Below are 18,586 nucleotides of genomic sequence, written 5' to 3' on the forward strand. Positions count from 1 at the left end.
CGGCCACCCCGAGGTGTACATCATCGCGCTGCCGTTCTTCGGCATCGTCTCCGAGGTCTTCCCGGTGTTCAGCCGCAAGCCGATCTTCGGCTACAAGGGCCTGGTGTACGCCACCATCGCGATCGCCGCGCTGTCCATGACGGTGTGGGCGCACCACATGTACGTCACCGGCGCGGTGTTTCTGCCGTTCTTTGCGTTCATGACCATGCTCATCGCGGTCCCCACGGGGGTGAAGTTCTTCAACTGGATCGGCACCATGTGGGGCGGGTCCCTGACGTTCGAAACCCCGATGCTGTGGAGCATGGGCTTCCTTGCCACGTTCCTCTTTGGCGGCCTGACCGGGATCATCCTGGCCTCGCCGCCCATGGACTTCCACGTCTCGGACTCCTACTTCGTGGTGGCGCACTTCCACTACGTGGTGTTCGGCACGGTGGTGTTCGCCATGTTCGCCGGGTTCTACTTCTGGTGGCCCAAGTTCACGGGCAAGATGCTCAACGAGCGCCTCGGCAAGATCCACTTCTGGATGCTCTTCCTGGGCTTCCATGCCACGTTCCTGATCCAGCACTGGCTCGGTGCCCTGGGCATGCCGCGCCGGTACGCGGACTACATGCCGGAGGACAACTTCACGGGCATGAACCAGTTCTCCACCATTGGGTCCTACCTGCTGGGCGCGTCCCTGATCCCGTTCCTCTGGAACGTCTACATCACCTGGCGCACGGGCCGGAAGGTTACCGTGGACGACCCCTGGGGCTTCGGCGCCTCCCTGGAGTGGGCCACGTCCTGCCCGCCGCCGCGGCACAATTTCACCTCGCTTCCGAGGATCCGGTCCGAACGTCCCGCCCTGGACCTGCACCACCCCGAGTTGAGCATCCGCGAACATCCGCCGGTCCACGGGGCTGCCGCCGGCGTCCTGGGCGCGGCGGACATCGGCGAGAAGGACGTCCGGTCCCCGAACCCCAACGAATAACAACGCAAGGTTCGACGGCGGCACTCACGCGGGTGCCGCCGTCGTCCTGTTCCCGCCGCTGCAAGCGCGGCAATTACGTCACGCAACGTTTTCGTAATTGATGTGAACCTCGTCACTTAAAGCGCTTTCCGGCTTTATGCTTAGGTTTGCCTACCCTACAGTTTCCTGACAGGGGCACCCTTCCGGGATGCCTCCCAGGACCTGTGGTCCACGCAGACTTTTCCCCACGAAAGCAGCCTCAATGAAGATCCGCAACAGCGCGCTGGCCGGCATCGCACTCGCCGCCTCCGCAGCACTCGGCCTGACCGCCTGCGGCGGCGGCACCCCCGGCGGCAGCTCCTCTGCAGCGTCCGGCGGCTCCTCCGCCGGTGAGATCACGGTGTACAACGCCCAGCACGAGAGCCTCACCAAGGAATGGGTAGACGCCTTCACCGCCGAAACCGGCATCAAGGTGACCCTCCGCCAGGGTGACGACACCGAGATGTCCAACCAGATCATCCAGGAAGGCCAGGCGTCCCCCGCCGACGTGTTCCTCACCGAGAACTCCCCCGCCATGACCCAGGTGGAGAACGCCGGCCTGTTCGCCGACGTGGACAAGGACACCCTGGCCCAGGTCCCGTCCGAGTTCTCGCCGTCCACCGGCAAGTGGACGGGCATCGCCGCCCGCTCCACCGTCCTGGTGTACAACAAGACCAAGCTCACCGAGGACCAGCTGCCCAAGTCCATGCTGGACCTGGCCAAGCCGGAGTGGAAGGGCCGCTGGGCCGCTTCCCCCACCGGCGCCGACTTCCAGGCCATCGTCTCCGCGCTGCTGGAACTCAAGGGCGAAGCCGCCACCGAGGAATGGCTCAAGGCCATGAAGGACAACTCCAAGGCGTACAAGGGCAACAGCACCGCCATGAAGGCAGTCAACGCCGGTGAAGTCGACGCCGCGCTGATCTACCACTACTACTACTACGGCGACCAGGCCAAGACCGGCGAGAACTCCAGCAACGTCACGCCGTACTACTTCAAGAACCAGGACCCGGGCGCGTTCCTGTCCGTCTCCGGCGGCGGCGTGCTGAAATCCTCCAAGAACGCAGCGGCCGCGCAGCAGTTCCTGAAGTTCATCACCGGCAAGAAGGGCCAGGAGGTCCTGAAGAACGGAACGTCCTTCGAGTACGCCATCGGCTCGGACGTTCCCGCCAACGACAAGCTGGTCCCCATCAAGGACCTGCAGGCCCCCAAGGTTGACGCCGCCAAGCTCAACTCCCAGAAGGTCAGCGACCTGATGACGCAGGCAGGACTCCTCTAAGTCAGTGACCACCGATCTATCGGCTCCGCCAAGGCAGGGCACGACGACGGCGGGCCGGGGCAAGCGCCCCCGCCCGCCTTTCGGCGTTTCCGCTGTGTCCATCCTGGCGGTGCTGATCGCCCTGTTCTCCCTCGTCCCGCTGGGGTACGTCGCCTACATGACGGCGGCAACCGGGTGGGACACCGCCGTCGCGCTCATCCTCCGGCCGCGCGTGGGCGAACTGCTGCTGAACACCCTGCTGCTGATGGCAGCCACCATCCCGCTGTGCCTGCTGCTTGGCGTGGCCGGGGCGTGGCTGGTGGAACGGACCAAACTGCGCGGCCACCGGATCTGGGCCGTGCTGCTGGCCGCGCCGCTGGCCATCCCGGCGTTCGTCAACAGCTACGCCTGGGTCTCGGCCATCCCGTCGCTGGGCGGCCTGGGCTCCGGCATCCTCATCTCCACGCTGTCCTACTTCCCGCTGGTCTACATCCCGGCGGCGGCCACGCTCAGCCGGCTGGACCCGGCGATCGAGCAGTCCGCCGCGGCCCTGGGCCTGGGCGCCTGGCGGTCGTTCTTCCGGGTGGTGCTCCCCCAGCTGAGGATCGCGATGACAGGCGGGGCGCTGCTGGTGGGGCTGCACCTGCTCGCCGAATACGGCGCCTTCGCGATGATCCGGTTCGATACCTTCACCACCGCGATCATGACCCAGTACCGGTCCACGTTCAACGGCGCGGCGGGCAACATGCTGGCCAGCGTGCTGGTGTTCTTCTGCCTCCTGCTGCTGATGGCCGAGGTGCGCAGCCGCGGCACCGCCCGGTACGCGCGGATCGGTTCCGGCGTCCAGGCCAGGGCGCTGCGGCTGCCGCTGCACGCCTACCAGGTCCCCGCCCAGCTCTTCCTCCTGGCCCTGACCGCCCTCGCGTTCGGGCTTCCCCTGTACTACGTGCTGCGCTGGACCGCGGCCGGCGGCGCGGATGCGTGGACGTCCGCGGAGTTCCTCCCCGCCCTCCTGGCCACGTTCTGGTACGGGCTCGCGGGCGCGGCAGCGACCATCGTGGTGGCCTTCCCGATGGCCTACCTCGCGGTGCGGCGTCCCGGCTGGTTCAGCAAGTCCCTGGAGCTGTCCAACTATGTCACCAGTTCCATGCCCGGCATCGTGGTGGCCCTGGCGTTCGTCACCGTCAGCATCCGCGTGGTTCCCGGGATCTACCAGACGGCGGGGGTCCTCGTGGCCGCGTACGTGCTGTTGTTCCTGCCCCGGGCCCTGGTCAATCTGCGCGCCGGCCTGGCCCAAGCCCCCAAGGAACTCGACGAGGCCGCCCAGGCGCTGGGCAAGCCGCCGCTGCTGGCGTTCATCCGGGTCACCCTGCGGCTCACCGCCCCCGCCGCCGCCGGAGGTGCGGCCCTGGTGTTCCTGGCCATCGCGAACGAGCTCACCGCCACCTTGCTGCTCTCCCCCAACGGCACCAGGACCCTGGCCACCGAATTCTGGATCAAGAGCAGCGAGATTGACTACGTGGGCGCCGCACCCTACGCGCTGCTGATGATCCTGCTCTCGGCCCCCATGACCTACCTCCTCTTCCAACAGTCCAAGAAAGTAGCCGGACAGTGACAGCACCATCCACGCGCAGGCTGCCCGAGCCGCGGGTCTCCCCCTCCGTGGCGGCAACCACCAACAGCCACCTGCAGATCACGGACGTCACCAAGAATTTCGGGCCCCAGGCGGTCCTGAAGGGCGTCAACCTGTCCGTGGCCAAGGGCGGCACTACCGCCATCGTGGGCCCGTCCGGCTCCGGCAAGACCACCCTCCTGCGCCTGATCGCCGGGTTCGAACACCCGGACAGCGGAACCATTTCGCTGAACGGAACCCTCGTGGCCGGTGACGGGGCATGGCTTCCGGCGCACAAGCGCCAGATCGGCTACGTCGCCCAGGATGGCGCCCTCTTCCCGCACCTCACGGTGGGCCAGAACGTTGCCTTCGGCCTGAACCCGGCCAGGCTCGACGGCGGCCGCCGTGCCGTCGCAGCGCGGGTGGCCGAGCTGCTCGAGATGGTCTCGCTGGACGCATCGATGGCCAAGCGCCGCCCGCACCAGCTCTCCGGCGGCCAGCAGCAGCGCGTGGCCCTGGCCCGGGCGCTGGCACGCGAACCGGAACTGATGCTGCTGGACGAACCGTTCTCCGCCCTGGACGCCGGGCTGCGCGTGGCCACCCGCCGGGCGGTGGCGAAGGTCCTGGCCGAGGCGGGCGTCACCACCATCCTGGTCACGCATGACCAGGCGGAGGCCCTCTCCTTCGCCGACCAGGTGGCCGTGATGCGCGGCGGCAGGCTGGCCCAGATCGGGAACCCGTTCGTGGTGTACACCCGCCCCGCGGACCGGGCCACCGCCGAATTCCTGGGCGACGCCGTCATCCTCGACGCCTGGCTTGAAGGCTCCCTGGCCACCTGCTCGCTGGGCGGTATCCCCGTCCGCCGGCCCCCGGCACAGGGCCGGGTACAGCTGATGCTGCGGCCCGAACAGATCCGCATCGCCGAGGAGGGACACATCCGCGGCGTGGTGGTGGACACCGACTACTTCGGCCCCGAAACCACGGTGCGGATCAAGCTGAACGTGCCCAAGGAAGTGGCCGAGCACGCCGACCACCGGTACCCCGGCGGCGGAGAAATCATCACCATCCGGCACTGGAACGCCTCCATCGCCCGGCCCGGAATGGAACTGTGCCTGCGCGTGGTGGGCGAGGGCGTGGCGTTCCCCGTCGAGGGCTGAGCACCCCCGCCGCCGACACAGAAAACTCACCACGCGGAAACACTCCGGCAACCTGTCCACGGCAAGCTGTGCATACGGGGATACAACAGCAGGAGGCAGCCCATTATGGAGGCACAAGGAATACTGACCGCCCAGCTTCGCATCGGGGACCAGATCGAAGCGTGGCACCGGGGCAAGCTCTTCCACCGCGGCCGGGTGACCGACGTCGTGCCGCACCTTGAACTGTTCTGGATCCTGGACGCCCGGACCGGCACGCGGAAGCTGCTGGACCCGGAGGCCCTGGAGATCCGCCACGTGCAGGACGCCGCCACGCCGCCGCTGGCCACCGCCTGACCCGCCGTACGCCGGGGGTTGCCGGGGACGGCTATGCGCGGCCCTGGTAAACGTCCGGGATGCCGTCGTGGTCGGCGTCGACCTTTTCCAGTTCCTCGGCCAGCCGGTACTGCCGGTTCCGGGTCCGCAACACCGTCGTCGCCAGCAGCGCGGCGATCAGCGATGCCGCCAGGATGCCCACCTTCGCGTGGTCGTCGTGCAGGCTGCCGTGGCCGAAGCTGAGCTCGGCCACGAGCAGTGACACCGTGAACCCGATGCCGGCCAGCAGGGCGACGCCAAACACGTCGATCCATTTGAACGAGCTGTCCAGGCTGGCCCTGGTGGCTTTGGTCAGCACCCAGGTGGTGCCCATGATGCCGATCGGCTTGCCCAGCACCAGGCCCAGGATGATGCCCAGCGCCACGGGATCTGCCAGCGCTGAGACCAGGCCGTCCCACCCGCCAACGGCCACGCCGGCTGAGAAGAACGCGAAGATGGGAACCGCCACGCCCGCCGAAATGGGCCGGAACCTGTGCTCGAAGATCTCGGCCAGCCCGGGGCCGGACTCAGGCCCGCCGGATGCCTGCGAACGGATCACGGGAACGGCGAAGCCGAGCAGGACACCGGCCACGGTGGCGTGGATGCCGGATGCATGGACCAGCGCCCAGGCCACGGCGCCGAGCGGGAGCAGGATCAGCCATGCCGCGGCGGCGTGCCGGCCAAAGAAGCGCCGGAACTTCTGCGCCAGGAAGGTGTAGACGGCCAGCGGAACAAGCGCCAGCAGCAGCGGTCCCACCTGGATGTCGGTGGAGTAGAAGAACGCGATGATGGTGATGGCGATCAGGTCGTCCACCACGGCCAGGGTCAGCAGGAAGATCCGCAGCGCGCTGGGCAGGTGCGATCCGATGATGGCCAGGACGGCGACGGCGAACGCAATGTCGGTGGCGGTAGGGATGGCCCAGCCGCGGAGCGTTTCCGGGCTGGTGGCGTTCACTACGGCGTAGATCACCGCCGGGACCGCCACGCCTCCCACGGCTGCCGCAACCGGCACGATCGACTTGCTGATCTGCCGCAGGTCCCCTGCCACGAATTCGCGTTTGAGTTCCAGCCCCACGAGGAAGAAGAAGATCGCCAGCAGCCCGTCCGCTGCCCAGGCGCCCAGGCTGAGTTCCAGGTGCCAGGGCTCATAGCCCACCGTGAAGTCGCGGAGGGCAAAGTAGCTTTCCGACGCCGGGGAATTGGCCCAGATGAGGGCGGCCACCGCTGCGATGACCAGGAGGGCGCCGCCCACGGTTTCCTTGCGGAGGATCTCCCCGATCCGCAGCGCCTCGGCGTAGCTGCCGCGCGAGAAGACGGTGGAGCCCAGGAACGTGCTGCGCTTGGGTGTTGGCGGGGTGGAGTTCATGGTGGCGTCCTTAAATCCGGGTTCGGCAAAGCAATGCCGACCAGACTTCCCGGCGCACCTTCCCCTATCCTACGGTGAAACGCCCCTGGCCCGCCCGGTGCCCGGCCACGCCGGCCGGCTGGCCGTGCTGCTGGATGGCCCGGACGGCCCGGTCCAGGTAGGTGCGCGACCCGGCGGAGTTGGCCAGCTGCACCAGTTCCGCAGCCACCACCACCAGCTTGACGTTCCGGTGGCTGCTGGTGCTGACCAGCATCTGGAAGGCCTCGTCCGAGCCCAGCTTCAGCTGGCCCATGAGGATCCCGCGGGCCTGGTCGATCATGGTCCGGGTGGAGGTGGCACCGGCCACGGCATCCCGCGCGGTCTTTTCGGTCTCGCGCTGCAGGGTGCGGGTCAGGTCCACGGCCACGCCCTCGACGACAACCGTCCCGTCGGGGGCCAGGATGGCTTCGCCTGAGGTGATAACCCGCCGGGTGCGCCCCCTGGCATCGACGATCCGGTGGTACATGCAGAAGAACCCGCCGGTCTGCGCCACCTGGCGCACGATCCCCTCGCAGCGGGCCCGGTCCTCGGGGTGCTTGTGGGCGAAGATGAGGTCCAGGCTGGGCACAACCTCGCCGCGCTGGTACCCGTGCAGGCGGAACATGCCATCGGACCAGTGGACTTTGCCGCCGCCGAGTTCGATACGGAAGGCGCCCGCGTCACACTCATCGCCGTCCAGGGCGCTTGAATACGTGTAGAGATCGCTCAGCTCCGCCACAGGTCCACCTCCCGTGCAAATACCGGCCCCCAGCGGGCCCGCACCGTGCGCGCTCCTTCAAGTATGGGCGCGTCCGGCCGGCGAAGGTAGGGGCGGGAGTCCCGAAAACGCGGTAGCCCCACCCTTGACGCATATACCCCTAGGGGGTATATTGGCGGTGTTGTCAGTGAAGTGGTATGTCCCGGCTGGTGCCCCGCACCGCCTTCACAGCCGTTCAACCCCAGCACCCATTGATCCTCTTCAAGGAATGGAACTGACGATGCAGGACCAGCACGGCATGCACCAGCATGGCATGCCTGACCATGACCACGCCGACAGGCAGACGCTGACCGAACCGCCGGCCTCCGCCGACGCACATGCCATGCATGGCGGAGACCACCGGCACGGCGGCCATCCCGACGATGACCACACCGTCCACACCCATGGCCAGCACGCCGGGCACAGCACCGCCATGTTCAAGAACAGGTTCTGGCTGACGCTGGCGCTGTCCGTACCGGTGGTGTACTTCAGCCCGATGGTGGGCCACCTCCTCGGCTACATGGCGCCGGAATTCCCCGGCGCCGCCTGGATCCCGCCCGTCCTGGGCACCGTGATCTTCCTCTATGGGGGCCAGCCGTTCCTCAAGGGCGGCCTGCAGGAGCTCAGGGACCGCACACCGGGCATGATGCTGCTGATCGGGATGGCCATCACCGTGGCCTTCGCCGCGTCCTGGGTCACCAGCCTGGGCATCGGCGGCTTCGACCTCGACTTCTGGTGGGAGCTCGCGCTGCTGGTGGCCATCATGCTGCTGGGCCACTGGATCGAAATGCGGGCCCTGGGCTCGGCGCAGGGCGCCCTGGACGCCCTGGCCGCCCTGCTTCCTGATGAGGCCGAGCGCATCACGGACAGCGGGACCGAAACCGTGCCCGTCTCCGAACTGAACCCCGGCGACCTGGTCCTGGTCCGTTCCGGAGCCCGGATGCCGGCGGACGGCACCGTGGCCCAGGGCCAGGCCGAGTTCGACGAATCCATGATCACCGGCGAATCCAAGACCGTGCCGCGCGGCCCCGGCGACGCCGTGGTGGCCGGAACCGTCGCCACCGACAGCAGCGTCCGGGTGCGGGTCACCGCCGTGGGCGACGACACCGCGCTGGCCGGCATCCAGCGGCTGGTGGCCGAAGCGCAGGAGTCCTCCTCCCGGGCGCAGGCGCTGGCGGACCGTGCCGCGGCGTTCCTGTTCTACTTCGCCGCCGGCGCCGGTGTCCTGACGTTCATCGCCTGGACGCTGATGGGCAGCATCCCCGAGGCCGTCACCCGCACCGTCACGGTGCTGGTGATCGCCTGCCCGCACGCCCTTGGGCTGGCCATCCCGCTGGTCATCGCCATCTCCACCGAGCAGGCCGCCCGCGCCGGCGTGCTGATCAAGAACCGGATGGCGCTGGAGCGGATGCGCACCATCGACGTTGTCCTGTTCGACAAGACCGGCACGCTGACCACCGGCGCCCCCGAGCTCATGGACGTGGCCGTGGCCGACGGCGGGGACCCGGACCGGCTGCTGGCCCTGGCCGCCGCCGTCGAATCCGACAGCGAGCACCCCGTGGCCCGGGCCATCGTCCGGGCCGCCCGCAGCCGCAACCTGGACATGCCCGCCGCCGCGGACTTCACCTCCCTCACCGGCCGGGGCGTGCAGGCCAGCGTGGACGGACGCACGCTGCACGTGGGCGGGCCGGCGCTCCTTCGCGAGCTGGGCGCCGTCGAGCCCCCCGCCGTTGCCACCGCCACGCGCGGCTGGATGGGCCGCGGGGCGGCAGTGCTGCACGTGCTCGACGGCGGCCGCGTCCTGGGTGCCGTCAGCCTGGAGGATTCGGTGCGGCCGGAGTCCCGGCAGGCCGTCACAGCGCTGCAGAGCCGCGGGGTCAAGGTGGCCATGGTCACCGGCGACGCGCGCCAGGTGGCGCAGGCGGTGGCGGCGGACCTGGGCATGGACGAGGTGTTCGCCGAGGTGCTGCCCGCAGACAAGGACAAGAAGGTGGCGGAACTGCAGGCCCGGGGCCTGAAGGTGGCCATGGTGGGCGACGGCGTCAACGACTCCCCCGCACTCGCCCGCGCCGAGGTGGGCATCGCCATCGGCGCCGGCACGGACGTGGCCATGGAGTCCGCCGGCGTGGTGCTGGCCGGCAACGATCCGCGGGCCGTGCTCTCCATGGTGGACCTCTCCCGTGCCAGCTACCGCAAGATGTGGCAGAACCTGGTCTGGGCCACCGGATACAACATCCTCTCCGTGCCGCTCGCCGCGGGCGTCCTGGCCTTCGCCGGCGTGGTGCTCTCGCCCGCCGCCGGAGCGGTGCTGATGTCCGCGTCCACGATCGTGGTGGCCCTGAACGCCCAGCTCCTGCGGCGCCTGAAACTGAACCCGGCCGAGGTACGTTAGAAACCGTGATGCCCCGCCACCCAGGCCGCGACAAGGACGGAAGGACCGCCATGACCGGGCTTGCCCGCGCCCTGGCGCCCCTGCTCCGTGCAGCCTGGCTGCTGGCGGCCACCCTTGCCCTGACCGCCGGGATCCTGGGCATGCACGTCCTGACGGCCGGCCACGCGTCACATGCTTCGGTTTCAAACGCCACGCACGGGGCCGGGCACACCGCCGTCGCGCATTCTGCCGGTGCTGGCCATGCCGGGCACGCGGCGCCCGCTGCTGACGCTCCGGAACCCGCCGCCGCCACATGCGGCGATACATGCCCCGGCGTGCATGAATCGGGGGCGCCCTGCGTACCCACCGCACCCGGCAACCCCGTCACGCTCTACCCGCCGGAGGCAGGGCCGGCCGCCCTGCCGGCACCGCCCGTCGCCGGCACACGGACGCCCGTCCATGGCTACCGGCCGCCCAGCCCCACGCCCTGCGAGTTGTCCATCAGCCGGACGTAAACCGGACTGCGCCCACACCCAGGCCCAGTTCCGATTAACCTCCCTGAAGGACAACCATGAACACGATTAAGACCCTGTCCATTGCTGCTGCCCTGGCGGCCTCGCTCGGCCTGGCCGGCTGCGCCCCGGGCCCAAGCTCCGGCAACTCCATGCCGATGGACCACGGCAGCTCCGGTCCCATGCCGGGCACGATGCCCAGCCCCGGCGCGTCGCCAGGCTCCAGCATGATGGCCAGCACCGGCGCGGACCACAACCAGGCCGACATCATGTTCGCCCAGATGATGATCCCGCACCACGCCCAGGCCGTGGAGATGAGTGGCATCATCCTGGCCAAGCCGGACATGCCCGCCGAAATCACCGCGCTTGCCACGAAGATCAAGGACGCCCAGGCGCCGGAGATCGAGCAGATGACGGGCTGGCTCCAGGACTGGAACGTGCCCACCATGATGAGCGACCATTCCGGGCACGGCATGTCCGGCATGGTGGACGATGCCGGAATCGACAAGCTCAGGGCAGCCACGGGCACGGACGCCCAGCGCCTGTTCCTGGAGCAGATGATCGGCCACCACGAAGGCGCCATCGACATGGCCCAGCAGGAAATCAGCGCCGGGAAGTTCCCCGGCGCGCTCCAGCTCAGCCACGCGATCGTGGACGCCCAGCAGGCGGAAATCACACAGATGAAGCAGCTGCTGGCAGCCCTCTGACCCGTCCATCACGCGGGCCCTCCCACCTTCCGCCACCAAGGCGGGAGGGCTCCGTGTTAAGTTGAAAGACACGGGCCGGACGGCCCGGGGCACCGGCTGGAAAGAGACAACCTCCCTTGGAAACATCCGCACCAGTAAGAATCCTGACCGTCTGCACCGGCAACATCTGCCGGTCCCCCGTGGCCGAGCGGCTGCTGCAGGCAGGGCTCAACCAGGCGGTGCCCGGCGGCTTCGAGGTGGCCAGCGCCGGCACCCGGGCGCTCGTGGGCGAGCCGATGCAACCCCTCTCGGCGGACATCGTGCGGACCTTCGGCGGGGACCCGGAAGGCTTTGCGGCGCGGCAGCTCACCCCGAAGATCCTGCGGGACGTGGACCTGGTCCTCACCATGACCGCAGGCCACCGCGGCGAGGTGCTGCAGCTCGATGCCTCCCTGCTGAAGCGCACCTTCACCATCCGCGAGTTCGCCCGCATGCTCGACGTCCTGGACGAGCGGGGCCAGGGTGGGCCCGCCACCGCACAGGACGCGTCCGACGACGGCGGCCGGCTGGCTGCCAACGCCGCGTTCTGGCGGGGCTTGCCGGCCCGGGCCGCCGGGGTACGCCACCTGGCGCTGCCCACGGATCCGGCCGACAACGACATCGTGGACCCGTACCGGCGGGCCCCGGAGGTCTACCGGCAGATGGAGGACCAGCTGGCCCCGGCGATCGTGTCCGTCCTCCGGCACGCCCGGCTCAACGCCCCGGGTCGCCGGAACGCGTCCACTTCGCCGTAACCGGCCTGTGCGGTCCGCAGGTTTCCGGCGATACGGGCGGCTAACACTGCGGACCACACTGCGGGTTTTCTGTGGGTTCCCCCGATGTAAGGCTTTTCCGCCGATGCTAATTTTCCGAAATGGGCATCCAGCTGAACCCTCCCCGCACCCACGCCGGCCGCGCACCAGAGCCAACCACGCGCCGTCGGCACCCCCTGCGGACCACCCTGCTGGTGCTCGCCGGCGTCGTGGTCCTGGTGGCCGCCATAGCCGGCTCCTACCTCTATAGCCTGGGGCAGGCCTTCGACTCGCAGGCCAAAATCATCGAAAACCCGTTCCCGCCCGAATCCAGCCGCCCGCAGCCCGGCTCCCAGCCGGCGGCAGGTGACGCGGCGGGAGGAGCGCCGGACGCTCCGGGCAGCGTGCCCGCCGCCGGAACCGCGGCGGAGGAGGCAGCCAAGCCGGCGGCCGGCGCCCTGAACATCCTGGTGATGGGCAGCGACAGCCGCGGTGCAACGGTGGATGAGGCGGTAGCCGGCGGCAGCTCCAACCAGCGCGCCGACACCCTCATGCTGGTGCACATCCCCGCGGACCGCTCCGGGATCTACGCGATCTCCCTCATGCGCGACCTGTGGGTGGACATTCCCGGGAACGGCCGCGCCAAGATCAACGCCGCGCTCGCCTACGGCGGCGTGCCGCTGATGGTGCAGACCGTGGAATCGATGTTCAACCAGCGCATCGACCACGTGGCCATGGTCGACTTCGAAGGCTTCGTTGGCCTCACCGACGCCCTGGGCGGGGTGGAAGTCACCATCAAGCAGCCCTTTGTCTCCGCGCATGACGGGTTCAATTTCAAGCAGGGGCCCAAGGTCCTGGACGGCAGGCACGCCCTCGAGTTCGTCCGCGAGCGTTATGCCTTCGCCGACGGCGACTACCAGCGGGTGCGGAACCAGCAGGCCTTCCTGAAGGCGCTGTTCGCCAAGAACCTCAGCCCGGAAACCCTCCTCAATCCGGTGAAGGTGCACAACGTGGTCAGCGCCATCGCACCGTTCATCAGCGTGGACAGCGGGCTCAACGCGGCGGCCCTGGCGGGACTGGCCGTGGACCTGCGCAACGTGCGGGCCGGGGACATTCAAATGTTCACCCTCCCCACGCTGGGCGTGGGCACGTCCGCCGACGGCCAGTCGATCGTCCTGCCGAACTACGCGGCGATCAGGGACATCGGCCAGGCGCTCGCAGGTGACAGTTTGGAAACGTATGTAGCCAGCAAGGGGTTGCCGGACGGACACTGATCGCACCTAACACGATGAGGTGGAGGCGTCATGAGCATCCCAGGCGGTCCTGATCCATCCGGCCCCGGCGGCCCGGCCAACCCGGGCACGCCCGCAGAGCATCACCGGCCGGCATGGATCGTTGCCCTGGGCCGGCGCCGCTGGATCGCCGCGCTGCTGGCCCTGGCCCTGGTCGCGGCTGCCGGGATCGCCGTCTTCAGCCTGAACCGTGCGGGCCAACAGGCGCAGCCTGCGGCAACGCAGACCCAGACAATGACGCCGTCGCCCACTGAAACAGCCACGCCCACCCCCTCCGAGACCCCGCCGCCGGCACCGGCAGCGCCGCCACCGCCGGCGCCCATCCCCGACCTGCCGGCAGCGCCGATGAACATCCTGATCATCGGCAGCGACATCCGCGGCACACCGGCGCGCGATGCCGCGGCCCACACCGCAGCCACGGGCGAGTCCGCGGACCAGCGCTCGGATGCGTTGATGGTGGTCCACGTTCCCGCCGACCGCCACACCCTCTACATCATCTCGATCATGCGCGACCTCTGGGTGGACGTCCCCGGCGTCGGCGGCTCCAAGATCAACGCGGCGCTCGAGTACGGCGGCATCGACCTGACCACCCAGACGGTGCAGCAGCTGCTGGGCATCACCATCGACCACACGCTGATGCTGGACTTCGGCGGGTTCAAGGCCATGGTGGACGGCCTGGGCGGCATCGACGTGAATGTGCCGTTCGAATTCCAATCCACCATCGAAACCGAACACTACTTCACGCAGGGCGTGAACCATCTGGACGGGCAGGCGGCCCTGGAGTTCAGCCGGGAACGCCACGCCTTCACCGACGGGGACTACCAGCGGGTGGTGAACCAGCGCACCATGGTCCGCGCCGTCCTGGCCCGGTTCACCAGCAGCGGCGCCCTCACCGACGTGAACGCGGTCCGGTCCCTGGTGGACTTCGCGTCCTGCTGCCTCACCGTGGACAAGGGCTTCGACCCCGTCCAGGCCGCCATCCTCGCCTACAGCCTGCGCAACCTGGATGTGAACGCGATCGGCACCATGACACTGCCCACCGCGGGGACGGGCATGGCGGCCGGCCAGTCGGTGGTCTTCCCCGATTACGGCGGCATTGCGGCGGTGGGCGCAGCGCTGCGGGACGGCAGGATCGCGGACTTCGCGGTGCCGTAGCGGCCCCGGCCGTGCCGGCCTGCGCTGGCGAGCCGTGCTCACTGCGCAGGGACTGCCCGTGCGCACTGAGCCTGGGTTTCGGTGCGCAGATCTGCTCATGTTCAATACCGGCTCGCCCCAGGTTCACCTTCCGGACAGAATCCGTGTGCCCGGCCGCGGAAACCTGAGGGCATGACCCTCAACTCCCCCGTTTCCCGCCGCACCCTCGTCAGAGGCTCCGTCCTGGCCGCAGCGCTGGCATCCGTCCCCGCCGCCGCCCAGGCACAGACAGCACCCGTGGCACTGGTCCGCAACCGCCTGACCCTGCCCAGCGGCATCGCCACCGGCGACGTCACCTCCGACTCCGCCGTCCTGTGGTCGCGTGCGTCGGGCGCGGGCAGGATGACGGCGGTGCTGCGGGCCGTGGACGACGGCGGCGGGATCCTGCGTGGGCGCGGCGCCTTCGAGCGGGTGCTCCGCGGGCCCCGGGCCACCCAGGCGTCCGACTTCACCGCCAAGATCCACGCCGGGAACCTGCCGGCCAACACCCGGTTCGCGCTGGAGATCAGCTTCGAGGACGACGGCGGTGCTGCCGGCGAGGTGGTCCGCGGCATCTTCCGCACGGCCCCCGATGCCGGCGCGGTCAACGGCAAGGGCCGCACCGGCGACACCAGCAACGGCGGCGACGTCCCGGCGTCGTACGCGCAAAGCTTCGTGTGGACCGGCGACACCGCCGGCCAGGGCTGGGGCATCAACGAGGACCTCGGCGGCATGCGCGGCTACCGGGCCATGCACCAGACCCGCCCGGACTTCTTCATCCACTCCGGGGACACCATCTACGCCGACGGCCCCATCGCCGAAACCGTCACCGAAAAGGACGGGCAGGTGTGGCGGAACCTGGTCACGGAGGAAGTGTCCAAGGTGGCCGAAACGCTCACCGAGTACCGCGGCCGGCACCGCTACAACTCCCTGGATGCCAACATGCGCGCCATGTTCGCGGACGTGCCCGTGATCGCCCAGTGGGACGACCACGAGACCCACAACAACTGGTACCCGGGCCAGATCCTGGACGATCCCCGGTACAGCGTCCGCGACGTCAACACCCTGGCCGCGCGCGGCCGGCAGGCGTGGCAGGAGAACATGCCCATCGCGGACAGCTCGGCCCTGTGGCGGCCAGGGACATTCGACGACGCAGGCCAGTACCAGCCCGCCCGCATCTACCGGAAGATCCCCCGCGGGCCCCAGCTGGATATCTTCTGCCTCGATATGCGCACCTACAAGTCCCCCAACACGGACGGCAAGGAACCTTACGCCACGAACATCCTGGGCCAGGAGCAGGTGGACTGGCTCATCCGGGAAGTGTCCGCCTCCAAGGCCACGTGGAAGGTGATCGCCGCGGACCTGCCACTGGGCATTGTGGTCCCGGACGGCCCCGTCAACCAGGAGAGCCTGTCCAACCGCGAGGCCGGGGCGCCGCTGGGCCGCGAGCTGGAGATCGCCGGGGTGCTCAGCGCCTTCAAGCGCAACGGCGTGAAGAACACGGTATGGCTCACCGCCGACGTGCACTACTGCGCCGCGCACCACTACTCCCCCGAGCGCGCCGCCTTCACCGACTTCAACCCGTTCTGGGAATTCGTGGCAGGCCCCATCGCCGCCGGGTCCTTCGGCCCCAACGCCATGGACGGCACGTTCGGCCCCGAGGTGGTGTTCTCCAAGGCGGGCCGTTTCGCCGGAGAATCCCCGCGCGACGGCGAGAACCAGTTCTTCGGGCACGTCCAGCTGGGCGAAGACAACAGTTTCACCGTCAGCCTCCGGAACGCGAACGGCGGCACGGTGTTTTCCCAGGTGTTGACCCCGGAACGGTAGCCCGGCCGTTATTTTTGCCGGCCCGCTGGGTACACCGCTGGTAGTGTTCCTGCATTCGGCACGGCAATCGACGGGGTGGTTTTTTGACCGGCAATTCCACGAACAGCAAAGCCTCCAACGAGGACGGCCTGACCGGGGCGGTCCAGGAGGCCGGGGCGGTGGAGCTGCTCCTGGTCCGCCATGGCGAGAGCGAAGGCAACGTGGCTGCCACCGAGGCCCGCGATGCCGGCGTGGAAGTGATCGAGGTTCCCGCCCGCGATGCCGACGTGGACCTGTCCGGCACGGGCAAGGAACAGGCCACGGCGCTGGGCAAGGCGCTGGCCCGCATCGCGGAGGAGTTCCGCCCGGACGCCGTCGTCTCCTCCCCGTACGCCCGCGCCAGGCAGACGGCGGAGATCGCCGTGGACACCGCTGGCTGGCCGCTGAAGGTGCGCACCGACGAGCGGCTCCGGGACCGTGAACTGGGCATCCTGGACCGGCTCACCCGGCTGGGGGTGGAAAACCGGTACCCCGGTGAAGCGGAGCGTCGGGACTGGCTGGGCAAGTTCTACTACCGGCCGCCGGGCGGGGAATCGTGGGCGGATGTGGCCCTGCGGCTGCGGTCCGTGCTGGCCGAGCTGAACAGCCTGGGCATGGGCCACCGGGTCCTGCTGGTGTGCCACGACGCCGTGATCATGCTGTTCCGGTACGTCCTGGAGGGCCTCAGCGAGCAGGAGCTGCTGGACCTGGCGGCCAGGGAGGCCATCCTGAACGCCTCCCTGACCCGGTTTGTCCGCCCGTCCGGCGCCGGCCCCTGGACGCTGGAGAGCTTCAATGTGGCGGACCACCTGACCGAGTTCGGCGTCACCGTGACCGAGCATGCCGGGGATACCCGTGTCCAGCCGCAAGGATGACATGGCCGCCGCCACGCTGGTGACGCCGTCGCTCCTGCGCGAATGGCCGCTTCCGGCGCCCGGCGAGGACAAGTACTCGCGCGGGTCGGTGCTGGTGGTGGGTGGTGCCCGAGCCACGCCCGGCGCTGCCATGCTGGCGGGCGCGGCCGCCCTCCGCGCGGGGGCCGGGAAGCTGACCCTGGCGGTGGCGGAATCGGTCGCCGTCCAGGTGGGTGTGGCGCTGCCCGAGTGCGGGGCGCTGGGCCTGCCGGAAACCGCGGAGGGTTCGGTCAAGCCGGAGCTGGACCGGATCGATTCCTACCTGGACCAGGCGGACACCATCCTGGTGGGGCCCGGGCTGGATGACCTGGACCTGGCCGGCGGGCTGCTGCGGGAACTGCTCACGCGGGAGGAAAGGGAAGGCGCCCGCCCGGGAGGTCCCGCCGTCGTGCTTGATGCCTACGCCCTGGGCGCACTCCCGGGGCTGGAGGACCGGCTGGACCCGTGGCGCGGCCGCCTGATCCTCACCCCCAACCCCACCGAGGCGGGGATCCTGCTGGGCCGTGACCCGGGTGACCTCGAAGCGGATGTGGCAGCCATCGCCCGCCGCTATGACGCGGTGGTCAGCTGCCAGGGGCTGATCGCCCGGCCTCCGGGGGCTGCGCCCGAGGAATCCGACCTGTGGAAGATCACCACCGGCTACGGCGGCCTGGGGACGTCCGGCAGCGGCGACGTCCTGGCGGGCGCCATCGCCGGGATCCGGGCCCGCGGCACATCCAACGCGCAGGCCGCCTGCTGGGGAACCCACCTGCACGCGGCGGCAGCGGACCGCCTGGCCAGCAGGCTGGGACCGCTGGGATTCCTGGCAAGGGAGCTCTCCGACGAACTGCCGGCCCTGATGCTCGAGCTCGGCTCCTGACACAAGGATGGCCTGAGACAGGGATGGCCTGGGACAGGGATGGCCCCCGGCCGAAGCCGGGGGCCACCGGGTCGGGAAGCTCAGGCCCTCGCTGCCGATGCGCTGTCTGGCGCTGTGGCGTGCACAGAATGGCGATCCGCCCCAAAAAGGCAGTCAACAGATCTACCCGCTTCCCGATTCTTTCCAGGAACTATGCGGCGATTTCCTGCTTGGCCCCCTTCGTTTCAATCTCGATCCTGCGCGGCTTCGCCTTTTCGGCGACGGGGATCCGCAACGTCAGGACGCCTGCGTCGTAGCTGGCCTTCACGTGCTCGGTATCCAGTGTGTCGCCGAGGATCAGCTGGCGGCTGAAGACGCCGCGCGGCCGCTCGGAGGCGATGAGTTCGGTGTCCTTGCCGACGGGGTCCGGGCGCTCCGCGCGCACCGTCAGCACGTTCCGTTCGATGTCCAGATCCACCGAGTCCACAGCGACGCCGGGCAAATCGAAGGCGACGACAAAGTCGTGGTCCTCACGCCACGCATCCATCGGCATGGCCGCCGGACGTGCCGCCGTGCCGAGGACCTGCTGGGCCAGCCTGTCCAACTCGCGGAACGGATCGGTTCGCATCAACATGGCTTCCCTCCTCGTAAGAGATGGTCCAA

The 18,586-nt window shown here is 69.1% G+C and carries 17 protein-coding genes; 14 read left to right on the forward strand and 3 right to left on the reverse strand.

Annotation, left to right across the window (positions count from 1 at the left end):
• The 5 genes from ACYSM9_RS10530 to ACYSM9_RS10550 all read left to right on the forward strand — a co-directional run.
• Positions 1–967, forward strand: a 967-nt coding sequence (locus tag ACYSM9_RS10530; protein ID WP_461856904.1) for a cytochrome c oxidase subunit I, incomplete at its 5' end; no start/stop codon positions are given.
• Positions 968–1,208: 241 nt separating this feature from the next.
• Positions 1,209–2,261: an iron ABC transporter substrate-binding protein gene (locus ACYSM9_RS10535; RefSeq protein ID WP_461856905.1), complete on the forward strand. Its 1,053-nt coding sequence runs from the start codon at positions 1,209–1,211 to the stop codon at positions 2,259–2,261.
• Positions 2,262–2,265: 4 nt separating this feature from the next.
• Entirely contained in the window at positions 2,266–3,855 is a 1,590-nt protein-coding gene (locus ACYSM9_RS10540) for an ABC transporter permease (protein WP_461856906.1), read from the forward strand.
• A complete protein-coding gene (locus tag ACYSM9_RS10545) occupies positions 3,852–5,009 on the forward strand; it encodes an ABC transporter ATP-binding protein (protein WP_461856907.1) in 1,158 nt (385 codons plus the stop codon). Before ACYSM9_RS10540 ends, ACYSM9_RS10545 begins: the two co-directional genes overlap by 4 nt.
• A gap of 105 nt (positions 5,010–5,114) precedes the next feature.
• Complete coding sequence (locus tag ACYSM9_RS10550) at positions 5,115–5,342, forward strand: hypothetical protein (protein WP_461856908.1); 228 nt, start codon at positions 5,115–5,117, stop codon at positions 5,340–5,342.
• A gap of 31 nt (positions 5,343–5,373) precedes the next feature.
• Here the strand turns inward: ACYSM9_RS10550 and nhaA are convergent, their stop codons facing one another.
• Positions 5,374–6,726, reverse strand: coding sequence for a Na+/H+ antiporter NhaA (gene nhaA / locus ACYSM9_RS10555; RefSeq protein ID WP_461856909.1), 1,353 nt, complete (start codon positions 6,724–6,726; stop codon positions 5,374–5,376).
• Between the two features lie 64 nt (positions 6,727–6,790).
• Positions 6,791–7,483, reverse strand: coding sequence for a PAS and ANTAR domain-containing protein (locus ACYSM9_RS10560; RefSeq protein WP_461856910.1), 693 nt, complete (start codon positions 7,481–7,483; stop codon positions 6,791–6,793).
• A gap of 259 nt (positions 7,484–7,742) precedes the next feature.
• On the opposite strand from ACYSM9_RS10560, the gene ACYSM9_RS10565 reads away from it, so the two are divergent.
• From ACYSM9_RS10565 to ACYSM9_RS10605, 9 genes are all read left to right on the forward strand, one after another.
• On the forward strand, positions 7,743–9,893 hold the full coding sequence (locus ACYSM9_RS10565) for a heavy metal translocating P-type ATPase (RefSeq protein ID WP_461856911.1): 2,151 nt from the start codon (positions 7,743–7,745) through the stop codon (positions 9,891–9,893).
• A 50-nt stretch (positions 9,894–9,943) separates the two neighbouring features.
• Positions 9,944–10,387: a hypothetical protein gene (locus ACYSM9_RS10570; RefSeq protein WP_461856912.1), complete on the forward strand. Its 444-nt coding sequence runs from the start codon at positions 9,944–9,946 to the stop codon at positions 10,385–10,387.
• Positions 10,388–10,443: 56 nt separating this feature from the next.
• Positions 10,444–11,091, forward strand: a complete 648-nt coding sequence (locus ACYSM9_RS10575) for a DUF305 domain-containing protein (RefSeq protein ID WP_461856913.1) — start codon at positions 10,444–10,446, stop codon at positions 11,089–11,091.
• A gap of 116 nt (positions 11,092–11,207) precedes the next feature.
• The gene (locus ACYSM9_RS10580) at positions 11,208–11,864 is read left to right on the forward strand and encodes an arsenate reductase/protein-tyrosine-phosphatase family protein (protein ID WP_461856914.1); all 657 of its coding nucleotides are present in this window, start codon (positions 11,208–11,210) and stop codon (positions 11,862–11,864) included.
• A 119-nt stretch (positions 11,865–11,983) separates the two neighbouring features.
• Entirely contained in the window at positions 11,984–13,135 is a 1,152-nt protein-coding gene (locus tag ACYSM9_RS10585; protein ID WP_461856915.1) for an LCP family protein, read from the forward strand.
• A gap of 30 nt (positions 13,136–13,165) precedes the next feature.
• On the forward strand, positions 13,166–14,308 hold the full coding sequence (locus ACYSM9_RS10590; RefSeq protein WP_461856916.1) for an LCP family protein: 1,143 nt from the start codon (positions 13,166–13,168) through the stop codon (positions 14,306–14,308).
• Between the two features lie 171 nt (positions 14,309–14,479).
• Entirely contained in the window at positions 14,480–16,153 is a 1,674-nt protein-coding gene (locus ACYSM9_RS10595) for an alkaline phosphatase D family protein (RefSeq protein WP_461856917.1), read from the forward strand.
• A gap of 83 nt (positions 16,154–16,236) precedes the next feature.
• The gene (locus ACYSM9_RS10600) at positions 16,237–17,046 is read left to right on the forward strand and encodes a histidine phosphatase family protein (protein WP_461856918.1); all 810 of its coding nucleotides are present in this window, start codon (positions 16,237–16,239) and stop codon (positions 17,044–17,046) included.
• A 1-nt stretch (position 17,047) separates the two neighbouring features.
• A complete protein-coding gene (locus tag ACYSM9_RS10605; protein ID WP_461856919.1) occupies positions 17,048–17,944 on the forward strand; it encodes an NAD(P)H-hydrate dehydratase in 897 nt (298 codons plus the stop codon).
• 190 nt (positions 17,945–18,134) lie between these two features.
• Here ACYSM9_RS10605 and ACYSM9_RS10610 read toward each other — a convergent pair whose 3' ends face one another.
• A complete protein-coding gene (locus ACYSM9_RS10610; RefSeq protein ID WP_461856920.1) occupies positions 18,135–18,557 on the reverse strand; it encodes an Hsp20/alpha crystallin family protein in 423 nt (140 codons plus the stop codon).
• Positions 18,558–18,586: the final 29 nt, after the last annotated feature.

This window comes from Arthrobacter sp. C152 (genome assembly GCF_054890965.1).